We start from the raw sequence: 21,196 nt of genomic DNA on the forward strand, positions 1-21,196 counted from the left end.
GGCGCTCCTCCTCGCGCGGGTTCGTGGGCGAGGGAATCGGACGGACCGACCGGGGCGGGCGGGGACGCCCGGCCGGCCGACCGGCTCAGCGACAGAGGGAGCTGGCGCGCCGCAGCAGGTCGACGTCGAGGCGGGCGACCAGGCGGAGGCCGGCACGGAGCAGCGGGGCGGCGGACGTCGTACGCGAAGCGATGAGCGACGACGGACGCGAACCGGCGTGCTGTCCGCCTGCCCGCTGTGCCACGACGTTCTCCGTCCCCCGCGCCCTCCCGGGCCCAATAACCGCGCTTGTGACGGTCCGTCGATCGGACGCACCCTCACCTGGCTTATCCCCGGGGCACCCCACCGCAGTGTGGGGGTTGCCGGTCAGCCGGCCGGGGCCTTGGGGCTGACACTCTTCGCCGCACCCGAGTCTAGGAAGCGCCCGGCGAGCGCGTCAATCAGCGGGACCCCGGAATCCGGCCCACCGGCCGGTTCGGCACGGGGCGCAACGTCGCGCAACACACCTGCCACACAGCGCACCGGGCGCGGACCCGCCGCTCACCCCGCCAGGCCGTGCCCGGCCAGTCGGCGGCGCAGCCCGGCGAGTTCGCGCCGGACCAGCGGCGGCAGCCCGTCCGCCCCGCCGCCGGCCGCCGCGAGCACCGGACCGAGCAGGTCGGCGGCGGCCCGCGGGTCCTGGGCGAGCAGGTGACAGTCGGCCACCCGGACGGTGAACAGCAGGCGGGCGGACGGCAGTTGGTCGGGGGCGAGCAGGGCCAGCGCGGTCTCGGCGGCGGCGACGGCCCGGCGGGCCAGCCGGGGGTCGTCGACGGCGGCGGCCGCGTCGCGCAGGGCGGCGGCGGCCCCCGCCTCGACCCGCAGCCGCATCGAGGCGATGGAGAGCCAGGCGGCGTCGGACTCGTCGTGGACGCCGATGTGGTCGAGGTGCAACCGGGAGCGGCCGAGGTGGCGGACGGTGGCGCGGACGTCGCCGGTCATGGCGTGGGCGCGGGCCTGGGCGATCTGACCCATGGCCCCGGCCCAGTGCCGGGCGGGGGCCACCCGGGAGATCTCGCGGGCGTAGCCGAGGGCGGCGTCCGGGTCGCCGTCGAGGCGGGCGAGGAAGCTCATGTCGCTGAGCGCGGCCACCTGGGTGGCGTGGTCCCCGGCGAGTTCGGCCCAGCCGAGGGCGCGGGTGAAGCAGGCCATCGCGGTGGCGTTGCGGCCGTCCTGCATCCGCAGGGCGCCGGCGGCGTGGGCGTACTCGCCGGCGAGCCGGGCCAGCGGGCGGCGGTCGGGGCCGGCCGGGTGGGCGGCGAGGCGGCGCAGGACGACCCGCAGGGTGTCCTCGACGGCCGCGGTGCCGGGCGCGGTGGGGCTGTCGCCGGCCCGCAGGTGGGCGGCGAGCAGGCCGGCCAGGGCGTGGGCGGTGTCGGGGTCGACCGGGGCGGCGGTGTCGGGGTCGGCGGCGCGGAACGCGGTGTGCAGGGCGGCCAGGTCGGCCGGGGCGGGGACGGCGCAGCCGGCCGCGTCGTGGAGGGGACAGAGCAGTCCGTAGTCGGGGAGGCGCTCGGGCAGGTGGGCGGCGAGGCCGGCGGGCAGGACGGGGGCGAGGGCGGCGACGGGCGGGCCGGGCAGCGGGGGGCGGGTCCAGTCCCCGGGGGCGGGGGCAAGGGGGTCCTCGACGGCGGGGGCAGCGGCGGGGGCGGGGACCGGGCCCTCCTCGGCGAGGCGGCAGGCGGCGCGCAGTTCGCCGCCTGCGTGCAGCAGGTCGTCGAGGCGGTCGGCGATCCGGGGGCTGGTGCGGCGGGTGCCGTGCTCCAGTTTGCTGACGGCGGTGTGGTCGTAGCCGATCTCGGCGCCGAGCTGGGCCTGGGTCAGTCCGGCGCGGCGGCGCCACTGGCGCAGCCGCAGACCGAAGGCCTGCCAGAGGTGGTCCTCGACGGGCGTGGTCGCCGCCCGGTTGCGGTGCACGGGGCTGCCCTCCCGAGTGCGTTCCGGGCCCTCCGGTGGGAGAGGTCCGCTGAGGAGGACGGTACTGGACGAGGACCCCCGCCGTACATGATGTGGTCTCAACCACTTCCGCACTCTGGTCTCAACCTCTCCACACGGTGGTCTCGACCTCTCCTCTCTATTGGTCTCTACCTCACCGACCACCGGTCTCGACCTCTTCAAGCACTCCGACCAGCTCGGACGCCTTTTTCACCGTCAGCTCCCGTGCCTCAGAGGCTCCTTGAGGCACCGCGGCGGCACTTGACGGAACTTGCCAACCCCCCGTTCCGCGCGTCCAGCCCGTTGACCGTGCCATGACGGCGTGTGAGGGTTCCGGCACCCGAGCGCGGACGCCCACAGATCCAGTCCCCCCAGCGTCCTGCGGTGAGCGCCTCTCCGGCGCACCGTCCGCGGTCGGGCACCCCCACGTTCGAGGAGCCTCGGAATGAAACGCAGATTGCTGACGGCGGGGACCACCCTGACCGTCCTGGCCGGCATGCTGACCGCCACCGCGGTCGGACAGGCCGGCGCCGCCGCCGGTGCGGCCGCGCCGACACCCCCCAGCGCGCTCGCCGCCGCCGTGAACGCCGCCGACCAGGCGGCCGCGGCCGGCCTGGACGCCCTGGCCAAGGGCCCCGGCGAGACCTACGAGCGCCAGTCCGTGACCCCCTGGCTGGGCGGTCTCTACTCGGTCGCCTACGAGCGCAGCTACAAGGGCCTGCCAGTGGTCGGCGGCGACGCCGTCGTGCTCGCCGACGGCCAGGGCAAGGTGCACGGGTCCCAGTCCGCCAACACCGGCGCGATAGGCGTGCCCACCACCGCCCTGATCAGCGCCGCCAACGCGGAGCGCACCGCCCGCACCAAGCTGGCCACCGTGGACGGCGTGCAGTCCCGCCGGCTGGTCGTCCGGGTCAAGGACGGCACCGGGCGGCTCGCCTGGGAGACCGTGCTCACCGGCCGCACCGCGAGCGCCCCGAGCACGTTGCACGTCTTCGTCGACGCCCGCAACGGCGAGGTCGTCGACAGCTACGACGACGTCCGGGCCGGGACCGTCAACAGCAAGTGGAACGGCCCGGCGCCGGTCACCATCAGCACCACGGGCTCGGGCAGCAGCTACTCGCTGCGCGACCCGGGCCGGCCCGGCCTGAGCTGCGCCGACAACGCGACCGGCCAGGTGTTCACCAAGTCCTCGGACTCCTGGGGCAACGGCAGCCCCACCAGCAAGGAGACCGGCTGCGGCGACGTCATGTTCGCGGCGCAGAAGGAATGGGACATGCTCAAGGACTGGTTGGGCCGCAACGGCCACAACGGTACCGGGGGCAGCTGGCCGGTCAAGGTCGGCCTCAACGACGTCAACGCCTACTGGGACGGCTCCTCCGTCTCCATCGGCCACAACAACGCCAACGAGTGGATCTCCTCGATCGACGTCGTCGGCCACGAGTTCGGCCACGGCATCGACCAGTACACCCCCGGCGGCGCCAACAACGAGAACGGCCTGGGCGAGGGCACCGGCGACATCTTCGGCGCGCTCACCGAGGCGTACGCCAACGAGCCCTCCCCGTACGACAGCCCGGACTACACCGTCGGCGAGATGATCAACCTGGTCGGCCGCGGCCCGATCCGCAACATGGCCAACCCCTCGCTCGTCAACGGCGACCCGAACTGTTACTCCTCCTCGATCCCGAGCACCGAGGTGCACGCGGCCGCCGGCCCGCTGAACCACTGGTTCTACCTGCTCGCCGAGGGCTCCAACCCGGGTGGCGGCAAGCCCACCAGCCCGACCTGCAACAGCTCCACGGTCACCGGCGTCGGCATCAAGGACGCGGGCCGGGTCTTCTACGGCGGCATGCTGCTCAAGACCAGCGGCATGACCTACAAGAAGTACCGGACCACCACCCTGAGCGCCGCCAAGTCGCTCGACCCCTCGTGCAACCTGTTCAACCGCACCAAGGCGGCCTGGGACGCGGTCAGCGTGCCCGCCCAGACCGGTGACCCGACCTGCTCCGGCCCGACCGGCCCGGACTTCTCGATGGGCACCAACCCGAGCTCCGGCAACGTCCAGGCCGGCTCCTCCGCCACCACGCAGGTCACCACCCAGGTGACCCAGGGCGGCGCGCAGACCGTCAACCTGACCGCCTCCGGCGCCCCGAGCGGCGCGAGCGTCAGCTTCAGCCCGTCCTCGGTCCAGTCCGGGGCGAGCTCCACGATGACCGTCGCCACCAGCGCCACCACCGCGCCCGGCAGCTACGTCATCACGGTCACCGGCACCGGCCAGACCACCCACACCGCCCAGTACACGCTGACGGTCGGCGGCGGCGGCCCCACCGGGCAGGCGCCCGACATCAGCGTCGCCAACGTGCAGGCGCACCTGGCCCAGCTCAACACCATCGCCTCGCAGAACGGCGGCAACCGCCGTACCGGCACCGCCGGTTACAGCCAGTCGCTGGCCTACGTGAAGGCCAAGCTGGTCGCCGCCGGCTACCAGGTCAGCGAGCAGACCTGCGGCTCCTGCACCTACAGCGCCAACAACCTGATCGCCGACTGGCCGGGCGGCCCCGCCGACCAGGTCACCATGTTCGGCGCGCACCTGGACGGCGTCAGCGCCGGCCCGGGCATCAACGACAACGGCTCCGGCTCGTCCGTCCTGCTGGAGACCGCCCTCGTGCTGGCCCAGCAGAACCCCACCATGACCCGCCACGTGCGCTTCGCCTGGTGGACCGGTGAGGAGCAGGGCCTGCAGGGCTCGCAGTACTACGTGAGCCAGCTGGGCTCCACCCAGCGCAGCGCCATCAAGGGCTACTACAACTTCGACATGGTCGGCTCGCCCAACGCCGGCTACTTCATCAACAACGTCAACTCCGCCACCTCGGCGCCGATGAAGGCCTACTGGGACTCGCTGAACCTCCAGCCGGAGGAGAACGTCGAGGGCCAGGGCCGCTCGGACGACGCCTCGTTCCAGTCCGCCGGCATCCCGACCTCGGGCTACGCGGCGGGCGCCAGCGCCACCAAGACCTCCGCCCAGGCGGCGAAGTGGGGCGGCACCGCGAACCGGGCGTACGACTCCTGCTACCACTCCGCCTGCGACACCACCAGCAACATCAACGCCACCGTGCTGGACCGCAGCGCCGACGGCGTCGCCTACACGCTGTGGAAGACCTCGGTCGGCAGCGGCCCGGTGCCGAGCAACGACTTCTCGGTCGGCGTCAACCCGGCCACCGGCAGCGTCAAGCCGGGCGAGTCGGCCAGCGCCACGGTGAACACCGCGACCACCTCCGGCACCGCCCAGACCGTGAACCTCACGGTCACCGGCGCGCCGGCCGGTGTGACCGCCACCGTCAGCCCCTCCTCGGTGCAGTCGGGCGGCTCCGCGACGCTGAACGTCTCGGTCGCCGCGTCGGTCCCCGCCGCGACGTACAACCTGACCGTGACCGGCACCGGTTCGGTCTCGCACTCCACCAGCTACTCGCTGGTGGTCACCTCCGACCCCGGGCCGGGCAACGGCACCTGGGCCGCGGGGACCACCTACAAGGCAGGTGACACCGTCACCTACAACGGAATCAGCTACCGGTGCCTCCAGGGCCACACGGCCCAGGTGGGCTGGGAGCCCCCCATCGTCCCGGCCCTCTGGCAGGCGATCTGAGCGGACCGGATCGTCTCCGGGACGGGATGAAAAAGGCGGTGCCGCGGTTCGTCGAGGGGGACGGACCGCGGCACCGCCGCGTGTGCGCTCAGGCGCAGGAGGGCTCGCCCTCGATCGCGGCCTCCGCCGTCAGCAGGTAGCGCCCGCCGGGCTGGCCGAGCTTGGGGCCGCTGATCCGCAGCAGGGTGGCGCCGGCGGCGGTCTCCCGGCCGTAGCAGCTGTCGCCGACCGCCTCGGTGCGGCGGGGCGTCCAGCCCCGGGCCGGCAGCTCGGCCGCGTAGTACGCGTGGACCGGGGCCATGGTGTCCGGGTAGCCGTAGGTGAGTCCGGCGGTCAGCATGTTCTCGCCGTCGCCGTCGACGCACTCGGCGTCCGGCTCGGGGCCGTCGACCGGCCGCGAGCCCGCGGGGGCGAGGGCGAGTTCGTCCAGGTGCCGGAGCGCGGTGAGCCGCGGCTGCTGCCCGCCGCAGCGGTCGGCGCCGGGGAGGACGCCGCACCCGGCGGCCGCGAGGGGGGCGAGCACGGCGAGGACCGCGGTGGCGGCCAGGGTCCGGCGGGGGGCGGTCACGGGGACTCCGGTTCGTGGGCGGGGCGGAAAGGGCGGGACGAGAGGGCGGGGCGGAGAGGGCGGGACGGCGCACGCCGGAGCGTACGCCGTCCCCGGTCTTTCAGCGGAGGCCTACCAGAGCACCCCCACGTCGTAGTAGTAGCGGCCGTAGGCCCGCAGGTTGTACATCAGGCCGTAGAGGCCGTACCAGACGTACGAGACGAACATCATCCGCCAGCCGCCCCAGCTGCTGGCGAAGTTCCGGGCGACCGAGTTGTTGTGCTTGTCGATGTCGGTGTCGCACCGCCCGCTGCGCGGGCACTTCTCGCCGTACTCGTGCGCGTCGCCGATCCGCTTGGCCGCGTAGTAGCCGAAGAAGAAGGTCAGCGCGGACTGCCACATGAAGTGCCGGGTGGCGTTGTTGCGGGCGCCGCCGCCGGTCATCTTCAGCGCGATGCCGGAGATGGTGGTCGCGAACGCGCAGCCCCAGATGCCGAGCCGGCCGCAGGCCTTGGCCTCCTCGTAGTGGCGGCGCCAGTCGAAGCGGCCGTCCAGGTCGTAGCGGTTGAGCGGGTCGCCGTGGGTGTACTCGTAGGCGTTGGCGTTGCCGCCCGCCACCGGGTCGGTGGACAGGAAGCGGCCGGTGGCCGGGTTGTACAGGCGCACGCCCATCAGGGTCAGCCCGCTCGGGGTCTCGTCCGAGCGGACCTGTCCGCCGAGCCAGCCGTAGCGCACGGCGGGCTGGCCGGCCCGCGGGTTGCCGTACTCGTCGTGGTCGAGCACGGTCGGCGCGACGGCGGTGTCCAGCGGGAGCCGCAGCGCGACGTCGCCGTGCAGGTTGGTGAGCTGCAGCACGGTGCTGGTGGCACCGGTCTTCGCGGTGGTCGCCGCCAGCTCGCCGCCCGGTCCCGCGACGTTGCGGGTGACGTTGCCGGCCGCGTCCTCGGTGATCCAGCGCGGGCCGTCGCCGTCGTTGGCGAAGTGGTTGACGCGGGCGGCGGTGGCCGTCCAGGTTCCGGCGTTGTTGGTCTCGGCGGTCCAGGCGCGGTGGCGCTGGTTGGCGTCGAGGGTCCAGGTCTGCCGGGAGGCGCCGGTGGTCTGCTGCTGCACCAGGTCGCTCGCGAAGTACGCCAGGGCGGTGCCGGGCAGCGTGGTGGTGCGCCCGAACGCGTCGTAGGCGTAGCCGGCGTCCAGCAGGCGGTCCCCGCTGTCGTAGGCCGACGTCCGGGTGGTGGCGCCCGCCGTGGTGCAGGCCAGGCCGCGGGCGGCGGTGGCGGTGGCGAGGGCGGTCCGGTTGGTGTTCCGGTCGAAGGTGTAGGCCCGGTTGACGCACACCGCGTCGACCGAGGTGTCCTGCACGTTGACCAGCCGGCCGGCGCCGTCGTAGCCGAAGGTCTGGGCCGCGGTCACACCGGGCGTGCCGGTGTGGGTGGCCCACTGGCCGTGGACGGTCTCGGTGATGCCGTCGACCATGACGACGGTGCCGTCGGCGTCCTTGGTGTAGGTGCGGTTGACGGCCGCGCCGGACGGGTCCTGGCCCACCGTCAGGGTGTACCCGCCGGGCAGGCCCTGGGTGGCGAGGGCGCCGTTCGCGTCGTAACGGGCGGTGAAGGTGCCGGCCACCGAGTCGGTGACCGAGGTGAGGGTGCCGCGCGGGTCGACGGCCGTGTCGTAGCCGTAGGTGGTGGTGGACGGCACGCTGTCGGTGGTCTTCACCGGCCGGTTCAGCGCGTCGTACTCGGTGGTGGTGACCCCGCCGTCGGCGTCGGTGTACGAGACCAGGCGGCCGAGCGCGTCGTAGGCCTGGCTGATCGTGCCGCCGGTGGCGGAGGTCTGCCGGGTGACCTTGCCGTTGGCCGGGTCGTAGCTGACCGTCACGGCCGGCACGGTGGCGCCGACTCCGCCGGTGACGCTGGTGGAGGCGGCGCGACCGGCCGCGTCCGGGGTGATGACGGTGGTGCGGGTGGAGCCGTTGGCCGTCTCGTCGGTCTGCGCGATCTGGCCGAACAGGCCGTACTGGACCGTCTTGGTCACGGTCTGCGCCGGGTTGGAGCCGCCGCCGGTGATGTCGCCCGCCGGGGCGGTGCGGCAGAGCAGGTCGGCCCACTCCGGGCGGCCGGCGCAGGCGCCGGTGCCGGTGGCGGTCCAGTAGGTGGTGCGGGTGGTGCCGGCGTCCGAACCGTTCGAGGCGGGCAGCGAGGTGGAGACGGTGCGGCCCTTGGCGTCGTAACCGGTGACGGTGGCGAGCGCGAGGCCGCCGGCGTCCTGGACCGTGCGGGTCGGCAGGCCGAGCGCCCAGTCGAAGCCGGTGGTGTCCCTGCGCTGCTCGGTGAAGACGCCCGGCCAGGCGCGCAGCCAGCCGCCGGTCACCGTGGTGGTGACCTGGTCCTTGACCTTGGCGGTGCCGTCGGTCGGGCGGCCCTCGTCGTAGGTCTTCGTCGTCCGGGCGCGGGCGACGACCTGGCTGCCGGCGTTGGCGACGACGGTCGCCCCCGAGAGTGCGTCGGCGGCCAGGGTGACGCGGTGCAGCGGGCCGTACACCTCGCTCTCGCGCAGGCCGTCGGCGCTGTACACCGTGGTGGTGGACAGCAGGCCGGCGCGCTCGGCGGTGGGCAGGGTGTCGATGCCGAGGTCGGTGAGCCTCGCCTGGGCGCCGGTGCCGGAGCCGAGGGCGAGTTCACGGTTGGCGGCGGTCAGGCTGCGGACCTGGTTGCCCCAGCGGTCGAACTCCGTGGTGGTGATCCGGCGCCCGGGGGCCGCGGAGTTCACCTGCTGCCCGGAGGCGTTCAGGTAGCCGATGACGGCGCGGGTGTAGTCGCCCGCGTTGAGGTCGGCCCCGTTGGCGGAGGCGGGGACCTGGTCGGGCGGGAAGACGGCGGTGCCGTCGGTGGGCAGGTCGGTCTGGCCCCAGCCGGCGACCGCGGCGGCCGAGAGGTTCTCGGGTGCCCTGGTGCCGGTCAGCGGGACGCCGTAGACGTAGCTGGTCGTCGCGGTGCCGTTGACGGTGGCGGTGGTGCCCTGGGCCAGCGTGCTGGTCCACACCTTGGTCAGCATGCCCTCCCCGGCCGCGGCGGTGCCGGGGACGTTGCCGTACGCCATGTGGTAGCCGCCGGTGACGCCCGGGGGCAGCACCGCGTCCAGGGCGCCGGCCGCGCCGCCGCCGGTCACGTAGTCGTACCGGGTGGTGGAGGCGGTGCCCAGGCGCGGGTCCCAGGCCAGCCGCAGCGCACCGGTGCTGTCGTAGCGGTAGGCCGCGACGTCGGTGGCGGTGGCGTTGGCGGCGCCGGGCGCGGTGGCCCACAGCTTGATGCCGCTGACCTGGCCGGCGAAGTCGCCGAAGGTCGCCGGGTCGGTGGTGCCGGTGGCGGTGGTGGCGGCGCCGTAGACCAGCTGCAGGACGCGGCAGCCCTTGACCGTCGGGTCGGCCGAGCAGGTGGCGGCCGGGACGGCGGTGGTCGGGGCGATCAGCATCCGCGGGCGGGTCAGGGTCTTGCCGCCCACCGTGACCGTCTCGTTGACGATGCTGCTGGTGGTGTCGGACAGGCCGTCCATCAGGCTGGTGGTGACCGTCCAGGTGGTGGCGGCCGGGTCGGCCTTGGCGAACGTCAGGACGGCGCCGTCGGTGTCGGAGAGGGTGAAGTCCCCGGAGGCGAAGGAGCCCTTGAGGGTCAGGTGCTCGCTGCCGGGCTCCGGCACCCAGCCGTTGCCGGCCGCGTTGGCGGTGTAGCCGACCGAGGTGCCGTCGCCGGCGGCCAGGTCGAGCGAGGTCGCCGAGGTCCGGCGGATCTCGGTGAACCCGGTGCCCAGCGAGTCGGCGCCGACGCCGGACAGCCAGCCCGGGCCGAAGATCGCGGCCCGGCCGGTCTGGTTGGCGGCCGCGTACGGGTCGCGGGAGGAGTGGGTGCGGCTGACCGTCATGCCGAAGAACGACGCGTCGGTGGTGCTGACGGTGAGGTCACCGGTGAGCATGTTGACGGTGCCCGGTCCGGCCTGGGTGGTGGTGGCACCGTCGGCCTTGCGGTCGACGACCACGTGCACCGGCTCGGCCGAGACGGCCGCGCCGTTCGGACCGGTGAAGTCGGCGCGCAGCTGGACCGGGCCGTCCGGGGTGACGGTGGCGGCGGCGTTCCAGACCAGCGCGGGGCTCTTGCCGGCGGTCAGCGCGACCGGCCAGGCGGCCAGCGGGGAACCGGCGTCGGTGACGTCGGCGACCGGGACGGCGGTCCAGGTGTCGGCGTCGGAGCGGCGCCAGGAGAAGGCGACCGCGGTGTACTTGGCGCCGTCGGCCTCGGCCGCGAGCGGGACGCGGGCGGCGGTGCGGGTGGCCTCGTTGGGTGCGGTGACGCCGCCGGCGCCGACCTGGAAGGTGTAGGAGAGGGCCTCGGACTTGTTCTCGGCCCGGTCGGTGGCCCGTACCTGGAGGGTGTTGGTGCCCGCCTTGGCCGGGGTGACGGTCAGCGCGACCGGGGAAGTCCCGCCGTTGGTCGCGGCCTTGGTCCAGGTGGTGCCGTCGAGCGACCATTCCAGCGCGTTCTGGTCGCCGCTCGGCGGGGTGACGGTGAAGACGCCGCTCTGGCCGGCGCCCTTGACCCACTGCCCGGACGGGTAGTCGGTGGAGGTGATCGCGGTCGGCGCGGACGGGGCCGAGGTGTCGACCGTGAAGTAGGCCCAGGCCGACCAGTTGTTGTTGTAGTGCAGGCCGTCGTAGGGCGAGGTGCGGAACCGGTACGTCTTGCCGTTGGCCAGCAGTCCGGCCGGGACGGTCACCGAGGCGGGCTGCCCGCTCGGCACGTACGGGGACACCAGGACATTGCCGACCTGCGCGTTGGTGGCGTCGTCGAAGATCTGGAAGGTGCCGTCGACCTTGTCGTTGTTGGGGTCGACGAAGGTGTCGCGCAGCGTCGGGGTGGTGGAGTTGACCCACCAGGTGCCGGCGGTGTCCTTGTAGAACGGCGAACCGGCCTGCTGGTCGGTGCCGGTGCGCGGACGGTAGTTGTACGTCACCGACAGCTTGGGGACGTTGCTCGCGGCGTTGGCGGAGTTGACCTCCTTCCAGTACTTGGTGGAGACCTCGTCCGGGGCGCGCAGGCCCATGCCGGAGGTGGTGTTCTTGGCCGAGGTCCAGGTCTGGACGAGGTTGGTGACGTCGGCGTTGATCCAGCCGTCGCCGCCGCAGGCGTCGCGGCCCTTGGTCTCGGTGGAGGTGGCCTTCTTGCTGTTCCAGGCCGGCTGGGCGGTCCAGCGGGAGGCGGTGGAGGCGAGGCCGGTGTCCCAGACCTCCCAGGTGTAGGGCAGGCAGTCGCTGTTGCCGGAGTGGAAGTTGTACAGCGACAGGGTCGCCTTGGTGATCAGCGCGTCGGCGATCGGGCCGGTGTTCCAGTTGATGAAGGCCCGGGCCTCGCGGGAGCTGCCGTCGGCGTTCTTGGTGCCGGAGTTGCCCCAGTAGATCTCGGTGTCGGCCGACCAGTCGACCGTCTCGCCCTTCTGCACCCGGGTGTCGAAGGCGTTGCCGAGCGCCGTGGTCGACGGGTCGACGGTCACCGGGTAGACGGTGGCCGGGTCGGCGAGGAAGGCCGCGTCCGGGGTGAAGACCAGGTCGATCCGGTCGCCGCGCTGGACCACCTGGAGGCCGACCTTGGCCTGGTGGGGGTGCTCGCTGGAGCCGGGCGCGGCGGTGGCGTCCCACATCACCGGCGCGGGCAGCACGGCGCGCTGCTCCCCGTTCTTCCGGTCGGTGAACAGCACGCTGCCGTCCGACTGCGCCTCGGCCCTGAGGCCCTTGGCGAGCAGCGGCATGGTGTACGAGAAGCCGGCCGCGGCGGGGCGCTGCTTGAGCGTCACGAACTGCTCGAAGCCGGTGCGGGTGGCCTCGACGACCAGGTCGGCGGCGCCGTCGGCGACGGCGTCCCGGTAGGTGGCCCGGGTGCCGTCGAGCTCGGGCTTCGGCAGGCCGCCGAGCCACTGGAGCTCGACCTGCTGGTCGCCGGAGCCGAGGGTCACCAGGCTGCGGGCCTGCCGGCCGGCGTCCTGGCCCTCGGCGGCGGCGCCGGCCGCCTGGGCCTCCTTGAGGTTCTTCACCCGCTCGCCGCCGGCCCCGGCCAGGCGCAGGCCGCGGGGGTGGGCCTTGGGCTGGACGGTGCCGTCGGCGGCGGCCTGGAGGGTGAGGTCGACGTCGGTCCACGAGCCGTCGCGCTGGAAGCGGACCGGGCCGGCGAACAGGTCGGTGGTGAGGGTGCCGTCCTTGTCGACCCAGGTGGTCGAGGTCTCGGTGCGCTCGGACAGTGCCTCGACCCGCTTGCCGGAGAGCCGGGCGGCGATCCGGGCGGAGGGCAGGTCGGCGGCGGTGGTGGCGGCGTTGGCGCCGGCGTTCGGCTGCTGGGGCCGGGTCGGACCGGTGGCGGGAGTGGCGAGCGCGGGCTGGGTGCCGGCGAGCAGTGCCACCGCCACCGCTGTCGCGACCGTTCCGCCCAGGGCCCGGAGGGCCGCAGGTGATCTGCGGGGCGCTCCACCGGGTATGGCGTGCTTCATGGGATCTCCTTGACTGGCCGTCATTGGGGGACGGCGGAGACGGAGCATAGGGAATCCCAATCGCGCACCAACAGAGCACCAAATCCCGGTAAAAGGGGCACTCATGATCATTACCAGCTGGTAAAGGCGCAATCGTGATCCAGTTCCACAAGGGATTCACCTGGCTTCACGGAACTGACGCCCGGTGTCCGGGCGGTCACGCGGACGCCTCTCCCTGACGTAAGGTCAGCGCGGACACCGCAGCCGGACGACCGACCCGTCCGCTCCCCCTCAGCCCGCCGCCGACCGAGGAGGCACCCCCGTGACCACCACCGCGAACCCCGGCCCCTCCCCCGCCGACGCCCCGCCCGTCCCCGAACTGCCGCCCGAGGCGGTCGAGGAGTGGCGCACCGAGGAGGCCGAGCTGATCGGCCTGCTGGCCCGCACCCGGCAACGCCTCGGCGGTGTCGCCGCGTTCCGGATCGGCCCGCGCCCCACCGTCCTGGTCACCGACCCCGAGGCCGTGCAGCACGTCCTCGGCCGCCACCCCGAGCGGTACGTCAAGCGCTCGCACCGGGCCCGGACGATCGCCGGCGAGGGCGTGCTGACCGCCACCGGCGAGGCCTGGAAGCGCCAACGGCGGATGCTCCAGGCCCAGTTCACCGGTACCGGGATGCGCCGCTACGAGCAGCGGATCACCGCCGCCGCCCGCCGCGCCGCCGACCGCTGGGCCGGGTACGCGCGCACCGGCGAGCAGATCGACCTCGGCGCGGAGATGCGGCACTTCGCCCTCGACACCATCTGGCGCGCGCTCACCGGCCACCCCCTGGACCCGGCCACCGAGCGCGAACTCGACTGCATCGCCGCCGTCGTCGCCGCCCTCCCCCAGCTCCCCGACGGCGACCGGGCCGGGGACGCCGTCGCCGAGGACCTCGCCCGGATCGACGCGGTGGCGCACGCCGCCATCGCCGCCGCGCGCCGCCACGAGGACGGCCCCGACGGCCCCGGCGTCCTGCGGGTGCTGCTCGACGCGGCCGAGTCGCACCCCGAGTACACCGAGCGGCTGATCCGCGACGAGCTCGTCACCCTGCTCGTCGCCGGCCACGAGACCACCGCCACCACCCTCACCTGGCTGTACCTGCTGCTCGACCGCGAGCCCGGCGCGCGGCGGTGGGCCCTCGACGCCGGTCCCGAGGGCTCGCCGGAGCGGCGCGAGGCGTTGCAGGCCCTGGTCTCCGAGACGCTGCGGCTCTACCCGTCCGCCTGGATCCTCCCCCGGCACGCGCTCACCGACGACACCCTCGCCGGCCACCGGGTAGAGGCCGGCACCGACCTGCTGGTCTGCCCCTACCTCACCCACCGCGACCCCGCCCTCTGGCCGGACCCGGAGCGCTTCGACCCGGCCCGGTTCGGGCCGGGCGGCAGCCGCCCCGCGCAGCTCGGCGGCTACCTCCCGTTCGGCCTCGGCGCCCGCGCCTGCCTCGGCACGCAGTTCGCGCTCCGCGAGTCCGTCGCGGTGCTCGAACTCCTGCTGCCCGCCTACACGGTGCGCTTCCTCGACCGGCCCGCCGGGGCGGTCTACAGCATCACCGTCCGCCCGGACGGCCCGACGCCGGTGGTGCTCACGGCGGCGGGCTGACGGACCGGCCCGGCGGTAGTGCGCACCGCCGGGCCCGTCACGGTCACCACCGCCGGGGCGGCCGGGGCTGCCAGCGGACCAACGCCGCCCGCACGGCGTGCGCGGGGACCCCCACCGCCCCGAGCTCGCAGACCCGCAGCACCCCGCGCCCGGCGTCGTACATTCCCATCGTCGGCGGGGTCATCAGCAGCCGCGAGTTCCGGACGGGGTACGCCTCCACCCAGGTGGTGCCGATCAAGGTCTTCCTGACCTCCACCCGCCTCAGCTCCGACCACGGCAGTACCGCCCGGCCCCGGCGCCCCACGAACACCAGCGCCTCCGCGGAGAACTCCAGCTGCCCCCGGCCGCGCCCGAGCGCCACCACCACGGCGGGCACCACGAACGCCGACAGCAGCACGCCCAGAACCACCCACGTTCCCAGCGGATGCGCCTGGAACATCGTCGGATCGTCCGGTCCCGGGTGCCACTTCCTGGTCGCCGAGCCCGGTTTGGACATCAGCAGCACACCCGCCCCGGTCACGAAGACCCCGCACAGCAGCATCATCAGACCGGCTCCCGGCCGGACGGACCGCAAGCCGCCGAGCACGGTCACGTCACCGGCCCCCGACTGCACGGCGGCCGGTCCGGGCGGCGCAGTCGTGACTGCCCGCACGGCCCCCGCGGCGGAAGGCCCCGGCCCCCGGAGTTCCCGGTACGTCTGGAACACCAGCACCCCGGCCAGCAGCACGCACCCCACCGTGACCACCGCCCACCAGAGCGGTGACAGCGAAACCTGGTTGGTCACCAGGTTCGTCGCCACCGCGAACAGGGCCGGACAGACCGCCAGCAGTACCGGCCACAGCCGTGTCCTCATCGCGACCGCCCCCTCTCCTCGGACCGTTCCCCGTCGCTCCCGATCACTCCCGAGAGAAACACCGGAGGCCCCCGGAGACTCGGTCACCGGACCGAATCCCGGCGATCGGCCACCGGGTCCGGAGCCGCCGCGATAACCGGTGGTCCGGCCCGGCGGTCGCGCACTACGCTCCCCGCCACCGTCCCTTGCCCACCCCGCCCGAACCGGAACCCCCATGACCGACGCACTGCTCTCCGGGCTCCTCGCCGGGTACGGCATCGCCGTGCCCGTCGGCGCGATCTCCGTCCTGGTCGTCACCCTCGCCTCCCGCGTCTCGCTGGCCCGGGGCCTGGCCGCCGCCCTGGGCGTGGCCACCGCCGACGGCCTGTACGCCCTGCTCGCGCTGATCGGCGGCGCGACGCTCGCCCCGCTGCTCGCACCGGCCGCCGGCGCCCTCGAACTCGCCGCCGCGGCCGTCCTCGTCCTCCTCGCCGCGCACGGGCTGCGCGCCACGCTCCGCACCCACCGGGCGGACCGGGACCCGGCCGGCCCGCCGCCCCCGGTACCCGCCTCCCCCTGGCGCACCTACGCCTCGCTGCTCGGCCTGACCCTGCTCAACCCGCTCACCGTGGTCTACTTCAGCGCGCTGGTGCTCGGCGGCCGCACCGGCCCCGGCAGCCTCGGGGCCGGTCTGGTCTTCGTCCTGGCCGCCTTCGCGGCCTCGGCCAGCTGGCAGGCCCTGCTCGCCACCGGCGGCGCCCTGCTCCGCCGCGTCCTCACCGGCCCCCGCGGCCGACTCCTCACCGGCCTCACCGGCAACCTGGTCGTGCTGGCCCTGGCGCTCCGCCTCGCCCTCCAGCACTGACCCCGGGGCCCGGGCGGCACGGCGGCACGGCGGCACGGCGGAACGGCGGCACGGCCACGAGCGGCGCCCCCGTCCCAGCGGCCGCGCAGCCCCGCGCGCCAAATCCCGCGCGGCGAATCCCGCTCCCCCACCGTGCCCGCCCGGAATCCCGCTCCCGGCCCGGCTCCGCCGGATCAGTCCCCCCGCGCGACGAGGCTCCGGGAGAGGCGGGCGGGGTGGCCCGCAAGCCATCGGTCGACCCGAACGAGGCCGCCCCCGCGACAGGAACCGCAACACACGGCCGCCCGCCGACCGACCGGCCCCGACCGGCTCGCGCCGGTCAGTGGCCCCCCGTGCGGCGGAACTCCGAGGGCGGGCAGCCGAAGCGGGCCCGGAAGCGGCGGGTCAGGTGGGCGTGGTCGGTGAAGCCCGCGGCGGCGGCCACCTCCGCCAGCGGCAGGGCCGTGCGCGCGGCCAGCTGGCCCGCCACCTCCAGCCGGACGGCGAGCAGCTCCGCCCGGAAGGAGGTGCCCGCGTCGGCCAGGCCGCGCTGGAGGGTGCGCGGACTCAGGCCCAGCAGGGCGGCCGTCCCGTCGAGCCGCCAGGGGCGGGCCGGATCGTGGGCGAACCGGGCCCGCACGGTCTCCAGGGGACGCGGCGCGGCGGCGACGGCGGGCGCGGCGGCCCAGCGCAGGCGCCATCCCGTGACCCGGGCCGCGCCCGTGCGCAGGATCTCCTCGGGCCGCCCGGCCGCGCCGTCGGCCAGTACCTCGACCCGGGCCGTGCGGCCGACCGGGCCCGCCGTGGCCACCACGTCGAGAGCGCACACCAGCAGCGACTCCGCCGGTCCGGGCACACCGCCCAGAGCGGGCATGTGACGGACCGTCAGCACACCGTCGCCGAGGACCCTCCCGGTCCGGTGGCCGGCGTGGAACCAGGGCTCCACCAGCCGGGCCCGGTCGAGGAGTTCGGCGAGATCGGCGCAGCCGGGGAGCGGGGCGAACAGCGGGTCGTCGGCCACCAGGCGCTCGGCGGCGCCGAGCAGCGCCGGCCAGCCGCGGGCCGCGAGTGCGGCCGCCAGCCGGGCGTGCAGGCATTCCGGCACCGGCAGTCCCTCGCCCAGCAGGCGTTCGGCCCGCTGCCCCGCCGCACCGGCGCGCGGGCCGAGTCCGCGCAGGACGGCGAGCGCCATCGCCGGGCGGACCGAGCGCGCCATGTCGACACCGGTACGGGACATGGCGCGATCGTACAAGCGGACCGGAGGCTCGCACTCCACGATGGGCGGCGTGAACCTCAGCTCGAAGCGCATTCTCGTCACCGGCGGCACCGGCGGTGTCGGCCTGGCCCTCGCCGACCACCTCAGCTCCCTCGGCGCCGCCGTCGTCACCTGCGGCCGCAGCGCGCCGCCCGACGCCCCGCACACCGTCCGGGCCGATCTGGCGGTGCCCGGCGAGGCGGCCAGGGTGGTGGCCGAGGCCGTCGGACGCCTCGGCGGCCTGGACGTCGTGGTCGCCAACGCCGGTGTCCAGTACCCGACTCCGCTCACCCTCGGCCCCGATCCGCGGACGCTGGCGCGGGCCCGCGAGGAGATCGAGGTCAACCTGGCCTCGGTGGTGGAACTGGCCGCGGCCGCCTGGCCGCACCTCGCGGCGGCTGCGCCCGACGCCGCCTTCGTCGCGGTCACCTCGGGGCTGGCGTTCGCGCCCAAGCAGAGCGCGCCGGTCTACTGCGCCACCAAGGCGGCCGTCCACATCCTGCTGGAGTCGCTGCGCCACCAGGCCCGGACCACGACCCCCGGGGTGCTGGTCCAGGAGATCGTGCTGCCGCTGGTCGACACCGCGATGACGGCCGGCCGGGAGGGCCCGGCGAAGAAGCTCACCCCCGCCGCCGCGGCCGCCGCCGTCGCCCGGGGCATGGCGGGCCGCCGCCCCGTCGTCCCGGTCGGCGCCACCCGCGCCCTGCTGGCGCTGCTGCGGATCGCCCCGCCGGTCGGGCGCCGCGTCCTGCGCGACGGCTGACGGACCGTCGGCGCCCCTTGGTTAGGCTGCGGCGCATGGACATCGTGATACCGCTCTTCGACCGATTCGAGCCGCTCGACGCGATCGGGCCCTACGAGATCCTCGCCTACCTGCCCGGGGCCACCGTGCGGTTCGTCACCGCCGAACCCGGCCTGGTGCGGGACGATCTGGGCGCCCTGCCGGTGCACGTGCCGACCGCGTACACCGAGGTGGAGCGGTGCGACGTCCTGCTGGTCCCGGGCGGGGGCGGCATCCGGCCGATGCTCGCGGACCCCGGCTTCCTCGACTGGGTCCGCCGGATCCACGCCGGCACCCGCTTCACCACCTCGGTCTGCACCGGGTCGATCGTGCTCGGCGCGGCCGGTCTGCTGAGCGGCCTGACCGCCACCACCCACTGGCAGGCGGCCGCCGAACTGGAGTCGCACGGCGCCGTCTACACGCCGGAGCGGGTGGTCCGGCACGACCGGCTGATCACCGCCGCCGGGGTCTCCTCGGGGATCGACATGGCCGTCTCGCTGGCCGCGCTGCTCAGCGACGAGCTGACCGCCCGGGCGATCCAGCTCACCACCGAGTACGACCCGCAACCCCCCTTCGACAGCGGGTCGGTGGCCAAGGCCTCGGCCGAGGTGGTCGAGCGGGCCCGCGCCCTGGGCTGAGCCGGAGGACGCGGGCCCGAGCCGTCGCCGGCCCCGGGTGCGGGGCCGGCGACGGGTGCCGTCACGGGAAGGAGGTGACCGTGGACGGGGTGGTGGAGGTGCCGGAGGTCGCGCCGCCGGTGCCGTTGATCACGTGCTCGTACTGGCCGTTGCCGCCCAGCGAGACCACCGACAGGCCGTGGAACCGCACCCCGGACCGGACCGGGGCCTCGAAGCCGTGGTCCATCCGGATGCTCGGGTCCACGTTGAAGTAGCAGTAGCTGCCGAGCCCCCAGCCCTCGTGGGTGGTGACGTTGTCGTCCACCTTGTAGGCGGCCCAGCCCTTGGTGGCGCCGTTCTGCACGGCGGCCTGGTTCGGGGCGTCGTAGGCGATCTCGTTCTGGTAGAAGATCGTCCGGCCGCGTTCACCCGACCACTGGACGTCGTACTTCTTGAAGTGCTCGACGAACAGCCCGGTGGTGAGCACGTCGTCGCCGCGCACCAGCAGGCCGTAGTCGGCCGGGTTGACCGTCCAGCCGACGCCGGTGCCGTGGTCGGCGCGCCAGATCCAGGTGTGGTCGACGATCACGTCGTCACTGTTGACCACGACCCCGGCGGTGGCCGAGCCCGCGCCCGCGCCGCCGACCCGGACGAACACGTCCTGGAGGGTGGTCGGGTTCGCCGCGTGGTCGGCGGCGGCGTTGTCCGGTCCGATCTGCACCAGCACCGACGAGTTGACCGGTCCGGCGTCGACCAGCAGCCCGGCCAGCCGGACGCCGTCCACGTCGGCGACCCGGATCGCGGTCACCCCGTTGTCGGGCACCACGGTGGCCAGGCCGAGGCCCAGCACCACGGTGTCGGGGCGGGTCACCTCGATCGGCCGGTCCACGTGGTAGACGCCCGGGGTGAACAGCAGGTCCAGGCCCTGCGCCAGCGCCTGGTTGATGGTGGCCGCCGTCGCGCCCGGCTTGACCAGGTAGAACTGGTTCAGCGGCCGCGAGGTGCCCTGCGGGGTGCCGTCCCAGGAGACGCCCCGGGCATTGGTCCGCTTCGCCGGGACGAACACCCGGTACTCGTTGCCGTCCAGGTAGAGGAACGGCTTCTCGCGCGACACCGGGGTGGTGTCGAGGGTGGTGTAGGGCGGGTTCGGGAAGCTCTGCGCGGGCGCGCCCTGGACGCCGGAGAAGACCTGGTTCCAGACGCCGTTGGAGAAGCCGCCGATGGCGCTGTCCCGGGTGTACCACTGCTGCTGCGAGTAGTTGCCGATCTGGCCGTCCACCCGGCTGTCGGCGATGTAGCCGCCGCTGGCCCAGCCGTAGCCGTTCGGCGCCAGGTTGAGCCCGCCCCGGACGTGCATCCGGCGGAACGGCGCGGCCTGGGCGACGGCCCACCGGTCGGTGCCGTTGACCGGGTTGAGGGCGAGGTTCTCGGCGGAGCGCCAGAAGTTCTGGGTGGCGTTGCCGTTGAACCAGCCGGCGTCCACGGTGACATCGCCGTTGAAGGTGGTGTCGTCGGGCTTGAGGCCGAGGCCCGCGATCGAGGTGTAGAAGCCGAGTTGGGCGTTGAGGTTCTGGTAGGTGCCGGGCTTGAACAGCAGCGCGTACCGCTCGGGGCCGAACTGGTTGGACTCCTGCTTGCGGAACACCTCGTCCAGCTTGGCCTGGATGCCGGGCGTGCCGGGGTCGAAGACCAGCACGTTGGGGCCGAGGTCGCCGCCGCCCTGCACCGGCGGCACGGTCGGGCCGTCGGAGGCGGCGACCCGCAGCTCCCACAGCGAGTAGCCCCAGGCGGTGCCCCGTGCCTGGCCGTTGAGCCGGACGTAGCGGCCGCTGCCGGAGACGGCGAGGGTCTCGGTGCCGCCGGTGCCGGTCGTGGTGGACCAGAGGGTCCGCCAGCTGACGCCGTCGTCGGAGGCCTGGATCTGGTAGGCGCGTCCGTACGCCGCCTCCCAGGCGAGCTCGACCCGGCACAGCTGCCGCACCGAGCCGAGGTCGACCTGCAGCCACTGCGGGTCGGCGAAGGCGGAGGACCAGCGGGTGCCGGGGTCGCCGTCGACGGCGTTGGCGGCGGACAGGCCCGCGTTCTCGGTGGAGGAGGCGGTGGCCGGGCGGCCCCGCGCGGCGTCGGCGGCGCCGCACTCGGCGGCCGCGGGGGCGGGCGCCGTCACCGTGGCGGAGGTGGCGGGGGCCGCGAGCGCGGCCGGTCCCGGCAGGGCGAGGGTGGTGGCCGCGAGCAGGGCGAGACCGAGCCTGGCGGCCGGCCCCCCGCGACGCGGGCGTGCTGAAGTGAGCCTCATGGGCTGCTCCTGCGGTGGGGGTGGGTGAAGGCGGAGGCGCACACCGCGGCCCGTGCCCGGTACGCCGTTGGGCGCCGGGCGGTGGGGAACGACGGGACGGCTCGACGGGTCCGCGCACCGGCCGGCTCGGGGTTCGGCCGGTGCGCGCACGGACCCGCCGCGGCGGGCGGTCACCTTGGGGGTTGTCCGACAGACAACCCCTGGTGCGTGACGGAGCGCCGCCGGCCCGGGGTCCGGGCCAGGGGAGCGCCCCCGACCGGGAGT

Annotated in this window: 12 protein-coding genes and 1 riboswitch; of the genes, 5 read left to right on the plus strand and 7 right to left on the minus strand. The window is 74.5% G+C overall.

Annotated elements, in window-relative coordinates:
• Window positions 1-85 precede the first annotated feature (85 nt).
• Together ACW14Y_RS07625 and ACW14Y_RS07630 are read right to left on the minus strand one after the other, a co-directional pair.
• Window positions 86-244, minus strand: coding sequence for a hypothetical protein (locus ACW14Y_RS07625; RefSeq protein ID WP_380306121.1), 159 nt, complete (start codon window positions 242-244; stop codon window positions 86-88).
• Between the two features lie 35 nt (window positions 245-279).
• Window positions 280-403: riboswitch (SAM riboswitch) on the minus strand.
• A gap of 137 nt (window positions 404-540) precedes the next feature.
• Entirely contained in the window at window positions 541-1,956 is a 1,416-nt protein-coding gene (locus ACW14Y_RS07630; protein ID WP_380394415.1) for a helix-turn-helix domain-containing protein, read from the minus strand.
• Window positions 1,957-2,419: 463 nt separating this feature from the next.
• Here ACW14Y_RS07630 and ACW14Y_RS07635 point away from each other — a divergent pair, with 463 nt between their 5' ends.
• Window positions 2,420-5,614 carry a M28 family peptidase gene (locus ACW14Y_RS07635; protein WP_456986313.1) on the plus strand — a complete coding sequence of 1,065 codons (3,195 nt, stop codon included), beginning with the start codon at window positions 2,420-2,422 and terminating at the stop codon, window positions 5,612-5,614.
• Between the two features lie 88 nt (window positions 5,615-5,702).
• On the opposite strand, the gene ACW14Y_RS07640 is transcribed toward ACW14Y_RS07635, so the two are convergent.
• Window positions 5,703-6,182: a hypothetical protein gene (locus ACW14Y_RS07640; RefSeq protein WP_456986314.1), complete on the minus strand. Its 480-nt coding sequence runs from the start codon at window positions 6,180-6,182 to the stop codon at window positions 5,703-5,705.
• Window positions 6,183-6,293: 111 nt separating this feature from the next.
• Window positions 6,294-12,689: a DNRLRE domain-containing protein gene (locus ACW14Y_RS07645; RefSeq protein ID WP_456986315.1), complete on the minus strand. Its 6,396-nt coding sequence runs from the start codon at window positions 12,687-12,689 to the stop codon at window positions 6,294-6,296.
• Between the two features lie 301 nt (window positions 12,690-12,990).
• On the opposite strand from ACW14Y_RS07645, the gene ACW14Y_RS07650 reads away from it, so the two are divergent.
• Window positions 12,991-14,307: a cytochrome P450 gene (locus ACW14Y_RS07650; RefSeq protein ID WP_456986316.1), complete on the plus strand. Its 1,317-nt coding sequence runs from the start codon at window positions 12,991-12,993 to the stop codon at window positions 14,305-14,307.
• A 43-nt stretch (window positions 14,308-14,350) separates the two neighbouring features.
• Here ACW14Y_RS07650 and ACW14Y_RS07655 read toward each other — a convergent pair whose 3' ends face one another.
• Window positions 14,351-15,160, minus strand: coding sequence for a hypothetical protein (locus ACW14Y_RS07655; protein WP_456986317.1), 810 nt, complete (start codon window positions 15,158-15,160; stop codon window positions 14,351-14,353).
• Window positions 15,161-15,374: 214 nt separating this feature from the next.
• Here ACW14Y_RS07655 and ACW14Y_RS07660 point away from each other — a divergent pair, with 214 nt between their 5' ends.
• Window positions 15,375-16,004, plus strand: a complete 630-nt coding sequence (locus tag ACW14Y_RS07660) for a LysE family transporter (RefSeq protein ID WP_456986318.1) — start codon at window positions 15,375-15,377, stop codon at window positions 16,002-16,004.
• A gap of 319 nt (window positions 16,005-16,323) precedes the next feature.
• Here ACW14Y_RS07660 and ACW14Y_RS07665 read toward each other — a convergent pair whose 3' ends face one another.
• Entirely contained in the window at window positions 16,324-17,220 is an 897-nt protein-coding gene (locus tag ACW14Y_RS07665) for a helix-turn-helix transcriptional regulator (RefSeq protein ID WP_456986319.1), read from the minus strand.
• A gap of 49 nt (window positions 17,221-17,269) precedes the next feature.
• Between ACW14Y_RS07665 and ACW14Y_RS07670 the strand changes: the two genes are divergently transcribed.
• Entirely contained in the window at window positions 17,270-18,001 is a 732-nt protein-coding gene (locus tag ACW14Y_RS07670; protein WP_456986320.1) for an SDR family NAD(P)-dependent oxidoreductase, read from the plus strand.
• Between the two features lie 35 nt (window positions 18,002-18,036).
• The gene (locus ACW14Y_RS07675; RefSeq protein WP_456986321.1) at window positions 18,037-18,657 is read left to right on the plus strand and encodes a DJ-1/PfpI family protein; all 621 of its coding nucleotides are present in this window, start codon (window positions 18,037-18,039) and stop codon (window positions 18,655-18,657) included.
• 61 nt (window positions 18,658-18,718) lie between these two features.
• On the opposite strand, the gene ACW14Y_RS07680 is transcribed toward ACW14Y_RS07675, so the two are convergent.
• Window positions 18,719-20,932: a discoidin domain-containing protein gene (locus ACW14Y_RS07680; RefSeq protein WP_456986322.1), complete on the minus strand. Its 2,214-nt coding sequence runs from the start codon at window positions 20,930-20,932 to the stop codon at window positions 18,719-18,721.
• Window positions 20,933-21,196 lie beyond the last annotated feature (264 nt).

The organism is Kitasatospora sp. cg17-2 (assembly GCF_054031055.1).